Below are 12304 nucleotides of genomic sequence, written 5' to 3' on the forward strand. Positions count from 1 at the left end.
TTGTAAGTATGCAACAGCGCATAACTGCGTGATGCTAAAGCGCAAAATAACAAGACAAGTGTAAAACACTGCGATAAAGAAGGGAAAGAAAAGGAGATAAACGTGAAGTTAACCTCACCCCAAATAGGGCGAGGTCAATCTGCGGGATAAAGAAAAATCAGTTCGCCGATTTTTCTGCCGATGCCGAAACTTCAGCTACTTTATCTGCTGCCTTAAATACCGCTAATGGTGCCATACGCGCTTTATTCAGCGTTAATGTATCACCCGACAGGCTATAATTATCAACTTGTGCAAATACCTGCATCAGCGGTTGCTCAAAATTAGCCTTAATACAGGCTTTACGGGTCATACCCAGTGGAGAAAAGCTAATTCGGCTAGCCTCAGCATTCAGAGTATACGTGCCCATAAAGTTATTACAGCCACTAAACCCGTGCAGACGGTTCTCTGTTGCACTAAATTCCATAAATGGCTGCTGTTTTTCTGCCAGATCAGCCGGCACTTTTTGCCCCATCACTTCAGTCAGCACCCAGCGATGAGCAAATAGTGGGTTGGTAACTTCTGTGGATTCAGTTGTCTGTTTCATAAGCTGATAATTTTTAGCCAGTGGCCCTGTAATTCGCTGACCTGAGCGATCCAGCATAAACAACACATTTTCACCGACAAAATACTGGGTGTTTTCATCTTGTTTAGCCAGCATCACCGTATTACCAGCCTTGTTCCATGTGAATTTACCTTCACTGTCAAAGGTGCTGTCGCCTTTTCCACTGAGATATTCAGTTTTTAGTTTATAGGTATTATCCGAATTTAACACGAGCGTGGTTTTGATCCCTTCACAACTAGCACAAGGTACAACGCCTTGATAAGTGCCATTCCAGTCAAGCGCATTACGCGCACTGTGAGCAGTATCTGCTTGTTTAACTGCTACCGCCGTTGGCTGCGCAGCGGCTGAATTGCTGGCTGCATAAGCAGTGCTGCCGACCATCATTGCCAGCAAACTTAGCGCCATAACTTTAGCTTTCATTGTGAGTTCCTTCATTATATTGATGCGTTAGCGCAAGGGTTTTAATCCAAACGAGTTCACAAATGCATACAGCACTATTTGGCAACCCCATGCCCTAACATTACCGAGCCTAACCATATAAGCGTAATCAAAATGAATCAAGTTGCTTATTAAAAAGACGTGCCTCATTGTCGGCACACACTCAGCTAATAACACGATGTTCATTTTCGAAGCTGATATAAAATCTGAATATCAAACCTTGGTATGAAGCAACAACGCATAGTGCGGGAAATATAACCCTGCTTAATACGGATAATCACGCATTATCTGCAGGTTATTTTGCTTTTAGGATAGCGAAAAGATCACAAAAAAAATAATACAGGAAGGCTTAATCACGCTGAAATGTTCGGCAGGCATGTGGTAAAAACAGTATATACAAACACAAAATATACAGACATTACAAGGCGATATGTGCAAAGCAAAAAAAGAGTGTGCGACAAAGATATCTTGCCGCACACACTTAAGAGATTAAAGCGGATGAATAAATCAATATCCCAACATCACAGTATCATGGTTATTGCTTTGGATACTCAGCCCTGTTTTGCCCAGCCAACACATTCATTGATGAGTAACGGGCCTCACTGCCTGAACGATCGGGTAACCACTCAAGTATAAGGGTTTTCCAGTTCGGGCTGAATGTGACCGATTTTGGCTGATCATCAGCGGAAAATGTTCCAATCAGCGTACTGTAATCAGGGCGAACCATTGGGGCCGCAGCCGCTGGGTCAGCCGCTGAATAGACGTTTACCCTGACATTCTCTGGGCCTTTAAAATACAGTGTCAACGGTTTATCTGTTGCTAATGTAAAATCTTCAGGCACCACAATTTCAGATGAACTGTTTACCGGTGCAACAGGTACTGGCACTGGAATAGGAATTGGCTTCACCGGAGCTGGCTCAGGCTTCACTACTGGCACTGGCTGTACCGGAGTAGGATCAGGTTTCACCACCGGCACTGGCTGTACCGGAGTAGGATCAGGTTTCACCACCGGCACTGGCTGTACCGGAGTAGGATCAGGTTTCACCACCGGCACTGACTGTACCGGAGTAGGATCAGGTTTCACCACCGGCACTGGCTGCATCGGAGTAGGATCAGGTTTCACCACCTGTACTGGTGCAGGTGTGGGCTTGGCCACTGGTACGGGTTTAACCGGAACAGGTGCTAGCGTCACCACCGGAGTCGGTTTTTTTACCGGAACAGGTGCAGGCTTCACCACTGGAGTCGGTTTTTTTACTGAAACAGGTGCTGGCTTCACCACCGGAGTCGGTTTTTTTACTGAAACAGGCGCAGGCTTCACCACCGGAGTCGGTTTTTTTACTGAAACAGGTGCTGGCTTCACCACCGGAGTCGGTTTTTTTACTGGAACAGGTGCAGGCTTCACCACCGGAGTCAGTTTTTTTACCGGAACCGATGCAGGCTTGACTACTGGTGCCGGTTTGATGGGTACTGCATCTTGTGCAGTGGCAGCAAAAACCACGCTGAACGACATAGCGAGTGCAATAATCTTAGTTATCTGCTTCATCATATGCTCCTCTACTCTTCCTGCCCTTGATACAAGCGATCAACAATAGCTCGCAAGAAGTGATACCAATCGGTGTCTTTAATACCACTCGACTGTATCCACGATGGAAATGCAGGATAACTCAGTGCAATATCAATACGTTCAGCACTTTGTGACCAGCCATCAATGAAATTCATTGCCCACGGGAAACCGCGACTATTCACAAATTTTGAACTTGAGAATACGGCTGATGTGTCATCTAACCGGCCATATAATGTGGTATCAAACAACTCCGTACCAGCATATTGAGGTAAATGCACTTGCCATTTCAGACCAGGTTGAAAACCGATATTCTCACCGTGATAAATGCCAGGTGTGGCAAAAATAAACGGATCATACGGCGCACTGCCTAACCGTGAACGATCAATCGGTTTCTCAAACTCAACAGCAAGCTGATATTGGGTGTTTATATCTTCACGGCAATCAGGTTTGGTACGGAAATACTCACATTTTGTGGGAACAGCATCTTTCAAATCATAACTGAATACAAACACTGCCTCACGATGGCTCGGGTCTAGGGCATACTTGTTAACTACCTCACCATTTTTCATTAAAACGGCAGATTTAACTTCGCTAGCCTGAATTCCCGGTATACGCCATGCAAAACCATTATGATAACCCGCACCTAATGACTGAACTTTCGCATCAATCGTCAACTGCTTAAGCGCATTCACGTTATTGGAAACTTCATGCATCTGGTAAGCAATCGCGACATCATTAAAATCATAGTCACCCTGCTGCGGCCAGAGATCTTCAAATGCAACCGAAGCCCAACGGTTTTGCCCCGGATAGTAGCTATCAAATTCAATATCCGGGTTATCAATCTGAACTAGCTGCTTAAAGCGTGTTGAATCAACACTATAACTTGGATTCTCATCTGTACCCTGTTTGCTGATACCTTTAACCGCCTCAATCGGAGTCAACACCATCTCTGCGATAACATCGTTAAAGTCATGGTCACCGCCGGTACGAAATATATCTTCAAAACCGATAATCAAACTTTTTCCGGGCTGATTAAAAAGCACCACATTATGGAATTTTAGATCCGGCGTTGATTCGGTATTAAGCTGGCTAAGATTATAAAAAGGCCCTTTATAACCTGCATTATTCGTAACCTTTCCATAGCTGCCACTCCAGCCCCAGCCATTGGGCACAACAAACAGGCCAATTCCCTGATCTGCAGTCAACTCTACACCTTTTAGATCAACGGTATCACCGCTGACCATTTCACCATCAGGGGGTAATGAGGCGTTAGGGAACACAATCACGTGATTTGCAACATCAGCAGCTGTTTTCGGCGGTTTGTTCACATCATAGATAAAATAACCTAGGCTATTGCGATAGCCAGCACCTTCACGTAAAAAGCGCAGCTTTACTGTTGCAACGCCTTTGAAATCGGGGTCCATCTCAATTTTGGTGTAATCATTACTGGCAATATATTCAGGTTTAACCCGAATACCTTCCGGCAACATAGAGTAGATATTTTTCAGAATCTGGTCTGAAGGCGGTTCGTTAACTACCGCTTCCGGCTTCCCTTTCTGGCTGTAACCCACATCGGGCGCACCTGTCATCCAGCTAAACTCTACCGCACCGACCGGTATAGCTAGCATCAGGCTTGACAGAGAGATCAGTGTACTGAGTGATCGCATCACACTACTCCTAATTTACGTTACGTAATTTAAAGCGTAGACGAGGATTAACAATCTGATTAAGCCTAAATCATCAATTTATTCCAATATATAGCGTTTAATGCTTAATACATTGAACCTTCAGACATATTTTCCTTAAATAACGGCTATTTTCTATCCAACGCTCCCTCCAACAATAATTTTATTATTACGATTGCAGTACGCTGTTATCTCAGGTGAAATAAGATCTTATGCCACACTTTCGCACCATTACAGCGGCTCACCCACTGCCACTATCAGCAGGAAGTGAGCAATAAAGCATTATAAGATAATTTATTGAAGGGCAAATTATGTCTAAACACACCGCAACTATTTATCACAACCCAGCCTGTGGTACATCACGCAACGTACTTGCGATGATCCAAAATGCCGGTATTGAACCGAATGTCATTCACTACCTTGAAACACCGCCCGATCGTGAAACTCTGCGTACTTTAATTGCGGATATCGGGTTGGGCATTCGCCCAGTTTTACGGCAAAAATGTACGCCTTATACCGAACTGAATCTTGATGATGCCGCATGGGGTGATGAGCAACTGTTTGAGTTTATGCTGCAACACCCTATTTTGATGAATCGACCGATTGTGGTTACCGAGCGTGGAACTAAACTATGCCGCCCATCAGAGGTGGTATTAGATTTACTGCCGAAACAACTTGCTGCATTCACGAAAGAAGACGGTGAAATTGTGATTGATGCCAACGGACAACGTGTCACCCCAAAATGATTTGTATTGGGCTGTAAACACCAAAATATATGACATATGAGTACACATTATAACGCAGGGTACTCTTACCCTGTGTTTATTCAAGTAAGCCCCTGCTACAGTCGCAGTAAAATCAAAACCATACGGTAAACACATCACAAAGGTGTAACATGCAAAGTTGCAGCTTTATGAGGGAAAAGGTTATATGCTGGAAGCGGCTCAAGCGTGCTTACAGTACGGCTATCAGCAATTAAAATTACCGCGTATTATTGGTATTACAGATCCTGAAAATACACGCTCAATTAATCTATTAACTCGGTTAGGCCTGACCTATAGCCACACAGCTTGTGTCTATGCTGATGAGCCAAGTGCATTTTTTATACCGCAGTCAGCCTCACTTCTGTAACCTAATTTATAGACGCCTATATTTCCCAGATAATGCCGATCAATTTTGGCATTATCTTCCCTAACCAATTCACTGATAAGTAAATTCATCTCTCTCCTACCCCATTTGGATTTTCTTTAACAACCTTCCCATTTAATCACGACCAATTTTTTATATCACGGCTGTCCAGTCAGGTTGTACCTGATTTTATACACCTTTTTTGCCGGCGTTATAGCATGGTTTATTCTTTGTTTACATCGGCAAGCGTACTATCTTCAGCAGAGATAATGCAGTAAGTAGGAGTATCAACACCTATTGCGCATGTTTTTCTGCATCATTTCGATGATGAAATCATTTTTTATTCATTATTTATCACTGCACAGCACCGGAGGTTAACCAAACCGAATATGGACCCAGCGCCCACAGTATTAATGCAATATCAACCAACTGTGTTCCGGTAAATCAGTGCAGTACATTCTGTTGCCTGACCGGAGCGCACGGACAGGCAACAGAGAGCGAAGCTTATCCATTCGCCCTCTCTGCTTGTATACCCTTTAGCCAAGCCTGAGCCAGATGCTCATGCGTAACAAAGGTGCAAGCCTATGCAATTTAATCAAATTCCAACACTACTGGTCTCTTTTTTAACCCGTAAGTTACCGCGCCGCTTGGTCGCCCGTGATTCGCTGCCAACACATCCTCGGCAGTGGAAAGCACAAAAACCGGTCACAGATCACCTTACCCAGCACTATCTTACGCATTCTGATTATGATGAGAGCGCTCTCTTTACCCGCTGTAAAAGTCATCCTGAAGGGTTAACCGAGAAAGAAATCCGTGAAAAACAGGCTGAGCATGGCGAGAACATGCTCGAAGATCACTCAGCCTTACCCTGGTGGAAACACCTATGGCACTGCTACCGTAACCCGTTTAATCTGCTGCTCACCCTGTTGGCGATTATTTCGTATGCGACAGAAGATATACAGGCTGTTGTTGTTATCGCCACTATGGTGCTGATTTCAACGTTTATGCACTTTATTCAGGAATCACGCTCAAACAAAGCGGCTGACAAGCTCAAAGCCATGGTCTCTAATACCGCGACCGTGATCCGAAGTGATGATCTCACCGGCCACAGCAGCCAGCAAGAGATCCCAATGTCACAGCTGGTGCCGGGTGATATTGTCAAACTCTCTGCCGGGGATATGATCCCCGCCGATCTGCGCATCATCAAAGCCAAAGATCTGTTTATCAGCCAAGCCTCTTTAACCGGCGAATCAATTCCGGTTGAAAAATCAGTACTGCGCTACCGCGAGTCACTTTCGAAACAACAAACGAGTCAATCAACGGATCAACCGATTGATAGTTCAGCGGAAAGTAACATGCATGATCCCCTGCAACGTGAAAATCTCTGCTTTATGGGAACGAACGTGGTCAGCGGTACGGCAATTGCTGTGGTTATCGGTACCGGAAAAAATACCTATTTTGGTACTCTTGCTGAACGGGTTATTCGCCAACATGATGAGCCCAATGCCTTTCAAACCGGTTTAAGTAAAGTTAGCTGGCTATTAATCCGCTTTATGTTGGTGATGACGCCGGTTGTTTTGCTGATCAACGGATTTACCAAAGGAGACTGGTGGGAAGCGGCACTGTTTGCACTCTCTGTTGCCGTTGGGCTAACGCCTGAAATGTTGCCGATGATCGTAACATCAACGCTGGCCAGAGGCGCTGTGAAGCTGTCAAAGCAGAAGGTAATCGTCAAGCGTCTTGATGCCATCCAAAACTTTGGCGCGATGGATGTACTCTGTACCGATAAAACCGGTACGCTCACGCAAGACAAGATTATTCTTGAGCGCCACACCGATATTGAAGGCAAGCCGTGTGAGCAGGTTCTGCGTTATGCATGGTTAAACAGTTACTACCAAACCGGCCTGAAAAATCTGCTGGATGTTGCGGTGCTGGAAAAAGGGGCGGATAAGAATCTGGCCGTTACCGGCCTTGATTTGGGGCTCGGGCTTGGCCTGCACAAAGTAGATGAAATTCCATTTGATTTTGAGCGCCGCCGCATGTCGGTAGTAGTTCGCGCAACAAATGGGCCAGATGAGCTTATCTGTAAAGGTGCACTCGAAGAAATCCTTGCTGTCTGCACGCATGCGCGGATTAACGAAGAAGTAGTTTCACTTTCCGGTGATCGCCTTGATGCTGTGCGCAGTATCACCCGTGACTTAAATCAGCAAGGGCTACGCGTTGTTGCAGTTGCCAGCAAAACGCTAATTGATCACAGCGAGCAATACAGTGTTGCCGATGAGTACGAATTAATCTTGGAAGGCTATATTGCTTTTCTCGATCCCCCAAAAGAGACTACTGCTCCGGCTCTTTCTGCATTAAAGGCCAACGGTATACAGGTAAAAATCCTGACCGGTGATAATGAACTGGTCGCCGCAAAAGTGTGCCACGATGTCGGGCTTGATGCCGGAAATATTTTGCTCGGGGCGCACATTGATCAGCTCAGTGATGCAGAGCTTGCCAGCGCAGTCACACACACCACGGTCTTTGCCAAGCTCACTCCACTGCACAAAGAGAGGATCGTACAAACACTGCGGGCAGAGGGCCATGTGGTTGGCTTTATGGGCGATGGCATTAATGATGCGCCTGCACTGCGCGCTGCTGATATTGGCATTTCAGTTGATTCGGCGGTTGATATCGCCAAAGAAGCTGCTGATATTATTTTGCTGGAAAAGAGCCTGATGGTGCTCGAACAGGGAGTTCTTGAAGGACGCAAAACTTTTGCCAACATGTTGAAGTACATTAAAATCACAGCCAGCTCGAATTTTGGTAATGTTTTTAGTGTACTGATTGCCAGTGCTTTTCTGCCCTTTTTACCAATGTTGCCGATTCACTTACTGATCCAAAATCTGCTGTACGATATCTCACAGGTAGCCATTCCGTTTGATAATGTCGATGATGATCAGCTGACAACGCCACAACGCTGGAATACAGATGAACTTGGCAAATTCATGCTATTTTTTGGCCCAATTAGCTCTATCTTTGATGTTTTGACCTATTGCCTGATGTGGTATGTGTTTAAAGCCGATAACGTGGGTGCACAGACTCTGTTTCAGTCCGGCTGGTTTGTTGAAGGGTTATTATCACAAACATTGATTGTGCATATGATCCGTACCCGTAAGATCCCATTCCTGCAAAGCCGGCCATCGTGGATTTTAATGGTAATGACAATGGTTGTTGTGGTCGTGGGTATCGGGCTGGTATTTTCACCGCTTGCACCATACTTACAGCTCGAGACACTTCCTCTAAGCTACTTCCCGTGGCTGTTGCTCATCCTCAGCGGGTATATGGTATTGACTCAAACCGTTAAACGCTGGTTTGTTCATTAATCGGTAAATGTAACGCTAATACCTGACTTTTATCGCGGGAATCCGCTCATCAGCATGAGTGCTTCCCGCTTAATTCATAATAAATACACGGTATTTAATACATAACATACGTGCCATCTCAGAATGATTTACATCCCCACTTCCCCTGATAGGCAAAAACACAGCCTAGCACTAGCCTTCTTACAATCAATTGCCGCAGCTCACACGCATAACAACCATAAACAAATCAGCTATGCATGATATAACAGAGATAAGACTGTCGTGAAACAACTCTCGGTTTGTAATGTAACCTATGCTCATCACAAGCATACCGACACACGGTGTACTCTGATTTAGACAAAACAGAGCAGATTTAACGGTTTTAAGTTGATCACGCAACTCTTATAATACCTGACAAGATCATTTTTACTCCGGCATGGATTACCTCTGCCTCGACTATAAAAATCAGGAACGCTGGATATATGACAGACAACAACACTGCGCTAAAAAAAGCGGGGCTCAAAGTTACTTTGCCACGCCTTAAAATTCTTGAACTGTTGCAAACGGGCAATTGCCAGCACATCAGTGCCGAAGATTTGTATAAAAAGCTGATTGATGTGGGTGAAGAGATTGGTTTGGCAACAGTTTATCGGGTTCTCAACCAGTTTGATGATGCCGGCATTGTAAGCCGACATAATTTTGAAGGCGGAAAATCTGTTTTTGAGCTCACTCAGCAACATCATCATGATCACTTAATCTGTTTAGATTGCGGAAAAGTGATTGAGTTTAGTGATGACGTTATTGAACAGCGCCAAAAAGAAATTGCCAGCCGTTACGGGATCCGGTTAACCAACCATAGCCTATATATGTATGGTCACTGTGCTGATGGCGATTGCCGCCAAGACCCAACGCAGCACGATCTTAAGTAATATAGATAAACCCGCCAATATTCTGCTCATCGCACGCAGCCCATAATAGGCTGAAGACGTAGAAAGCCAGGCATTCCACATAAAAAAAGCAGTGCAATTATTCATTGCACTGCTTTTTTTGTTTCTGCCCGTTGAGAAGATAACCGGCAGAAGAAGGGATGTACTTAATCGAGTGTTAACTGCGGTAAAAACTCTTTTGTTCTTGCCAAGAATGAACGGCGATCTTTACCGGCAAGGCCATCAGACATTGGTAGTTTCGCTTTTAACGGGTCAACAGCACGGCCATTGAGCAAAAATTCATAGTGCAGATGCGGGCCGGTTGAGCGCCCGGTATTACCAGACAGTGCCACACGATCACCTTTTTTCACTTTTTGCCCCTGCTTAACCAACAGTTTGCTCAAGTGCAAAAAGCGCGTCTGATATTGGCGGCCCAAACGGATAACAACGTAATTACCGGCATAAGGATGATAACCCGCTTTCACTACTTCACCATCACCAATAGACAACACCGGCGTTCCGATTGGCGCGGCAAAATCAACACCGTTATGCGGTGCAATACGCTTAGTCACCGGATGCAGACGACGTGGATTAAAGTTAGATGAAATACGGAACTGCTTTAACGTCGGTAAACGCAAGAAACCTTTTGCTAAACCAGAACCTTCACGGTTATAGAAACGGCCATCTTCTGCCTGAATAGCATAGTAATCTTTACCCGCTGTATTCAAGCGCACCGCTTTTACTTCGCCAGATCCTGTCACTTTGCCATCAAGAAACTCGCGCGACATCAGCACACTAAACTTATCGCCTTTTTTGAGTTTACGAAAATCAACCTGCCACTGCAGTGCTTTCGTTACCTGTTGAATTTCACGGGTAGATAAACCGGCAGCTTTTGCACTAGCCACAAAACTGCCATTGACCGTACCTGCAACACGGTCATTTTGCCATGACCCTTGCATTGTCTGTACGGTACGTTTAAATGTACCGTTTGCATTACGATCATAGATGCGGGTATCACGGTTATTAACAATCCAGCTTAGCTGCTGTAAACCACCGTCATCACTCAACTTCCATGATAACTCTTGGCCAATCCCCAGTTTTTGCACTTCTGGGTTGCTTTTGGTCAGTGCATGAATATCCGACATATCAATGCCGTATTGCGTCAAAATACTGCCGAGTGTTTCACCGCTCTCGACCGTATGCTCGTGTACCGCCTCTTCCATTTTTTGATCCAGATCGTCTTTTTCTGGCTCAAGTTCAGGAGCATCATTTGGCATGACCTGATCTAACGGTTCACTGGCTTCCGGCTGTAATGCCCGCTGTGTCTCAATATCATCCAGCGGTACTTCTCGCGTCAACGGCGCACTATGATGCAATACAGGATTCCACGCAGCGACTGTTAACGTCAGCACCGTGAGCATCCCTAAAAGCACTTTATGTAATCGTGGCAGGCTGTTGAGAGCTAGTGAGACAGACCTGACAAATTCTTGCACTTTGTTACCTCAATTTTTTTTATTTCCCCAAGCAGCTGGCGTATTGTCGAGATAGCTGCTCAAGAAATTGAATATAGCTGTCCTTGCCGAGAGAAACCTTCTCACCGAGAGGATCAAGCGTACCAATATTAACCGATGTACCCCGCGTTACAGCATCAACCACCGCAGGTCTAAACTGAGGTTCGGTAAATACACAAGTCACGTTTTGCTGCTGAATCTTCTGCTTAATCTCCTTTAACGTTCTAGCTCCAGGCGCTACTTCAGGGTTAACCGTGAAGTGCCCAACGTTATGCAAGCCAGCAAAAGATTCAAAATATCCATACCCGTCATGAAACACAATATACGCATTATGTTGTACAGGGCGGAGTATGCTACCAACTTTTTCAGGTAAATGCGCAATTTGCGTTTTAAAATATTGAAGATTGGCATCTAATTTGTCTTTTTGTTCCGGAAAAAGTTCCAATAAATGATCATGAATTGCAACGGCTGTATGCAAAGCAATCGAAGGTGACATCCAGACGTGTAAATCGGCCGAACCGTGATTATGCCCATCATGGCTTTCCGCACTCATAGTCGGTGCAGTTTCTTTCGTTTTTTCAATATCCGCCACAGCATGATTATGCTGATCTACCACAGTTTTTTGTGCTTCATTTTCATGCGGATGATGTTCATCGGCTTCATCATCATGGTGACCGGCATGCTCATGCTCGGCATGGCCATGATCTTTATGGTTGTGCTCGGTAACGCCCTCTTTTGCTGCTGTCTTATTATCGTCATCATCATGTAAAAGTGGTATGACTGACGACAATGTTTTTACCTGAATTTGTTGTGAAAGATCTTTTTCCGCGAGGGGCTTCACTAAAAAAGGCTCCATTTCATTGCCAACCCACACCACTAAATCAGCCCCCTGAATACGTTTAATATCGGAAGGACGTAACGCATAGTCATGCGGTGAAGTACCATTTGGTAGTAGCACTTCTGTTGTTGTCACCCCGTCAGCAATCGCTGAAGCAATAAAACCCAAAGGTTTTACCGAGGTCAATACATACGCTGATGCATTAAAAGTGGGCAGAACAAACAAACTCAGTAGACAAATACGCTTAATCATACAAAAATCTCTGC

Annotated in this window: 9 protein-coding genes; 4 read left to right on the forward strand and 5 right to left on the reverse strand. The window is 45.0% G+C overall.

All coding sequences use genetic code 11. The features are described from left to right. Positions 1-157 precede the first annotated feature (157 nt). The 3 genes from AC1HDJ_RS11605 to AC1HDJ_RS11615 form a co-directional block, all read right to left on the reverse strand. A complete protein-coding gene (locus tag AC1HDJ_RS11605) occupies positions 158-1021 on the reverse strand; it encodes a copper resistance protein NlpE N-terminal domain-containing protein (protein ID WP_479535950.1) in 864 nt (287 codons plus the stop codon). 553 nt (positions 1022-1574) lie between these two features. Beyond that, positions 1575-2582, reverse strand: a complete 1008-nt coding sequence (locus AC1HDJ_RS11610) for a hypothetical protein (protein WP_479535951.1) — start codon at positions 2580-2582, stop codon at positions 1575-1577. 11 nt (positions 2583-2593) lie between these two features. Then, a complete protein-coding gene (locus tag AC1HDJ_RS11615; protein ID WP_479535952.1) occupies positions 2594-4270 on the reverse strand; it encodes an LruC domain-containing protein in 1677 nt (558 codons plus the stop codon). A 329-nt stretch (positions 4271-4599) separates the two neighbouring features. Between AC1HDJ_RS11615 and arsC the strand changes: the two genes are divergently transcribed. The 4 genes from arsC to fur all read left to right on the forward strand — a co-directional run bounded on the left by arsC (position 4600) and on the right by fur (position 9692). Continuing rightward, on the forward strand, positions 4600-5034 hold the full coding sequence (arsC, locus tag AC1HDJ_RS11620; RefSeq protein WP_479535953.1) for an arsenate reductase (glutaredoxin): 435 nt from the start codon (positions 4600-4602) through the stop codon (positions 5032-5034). Between the two features lie 157 nt (positions 5035-5191). Continuing rightward, entirely contained in the window at positions 5192-5419 is a 228-nt protein-coding gene (locus AC1HDJ_RS11625) for a GNAT family N-acetyltransferase (protein ID WP_479535954.1), read from the forward strand. Positions 5420-6000: 581 nt separating this feature from the next. Further along, positions 6001-8784 (forward strand): magnesium-translocating P-type ATPase, encoded by a 2784-nt coding sequence (mgtA, locus tag AC1HDJ_RS11630; protein ID WP_479535955.1) that lies wholly within the window; start codon positions 6001-6003, stop codon positions 8782-8784. A 461-nt stretch (positions 8785-9245) separates the two neighbouring features. Further along, on the forward strand, positions 9246-9692 hold the full coding sequence (gene fur / locus AC1HDJ_RS11635) for a ferric iron uptake transcriptional regulator (protein WP_438622085.1): 447 nt from the start codon (positions 9246-9248) through the stop codon (positions 9690-9692). Positions 9693-9856: 164 nt separating this feature from the next. Here fur and mepM read toward each other — a convergent pair whose 3' ends face one another. Continuing rightward, complete coding sequence (gene mepM / locus AC1HDJ_RS11640) at positions 9857-11182, reverse strand: murein DD-endopeptidase MepM (protein WP_479535956.1); 1326 nt, start codon at positions 11180-11182, stop codon at positions 9857-9859. A 19-nt stretch (positions 11183-11201) separates the two neighbouring features. After that, complete coding sequence (locus AC1HDJ_RS11645) at positions 11202-12290, reverse strand: metal ABC transporter solute-binding protein, Zn/Mn family (RefSeq protein WP_479535957.1); 1089 nt, start codon at positions 12288-12290, stop codon at positions 11202-11204. Positions 12291-12304 lie beyond the last annotated feature (14 nt).

The sequence above is a fragment of the Plesiomonas sp. ISS29 genome (assembly GCF_056522795.1).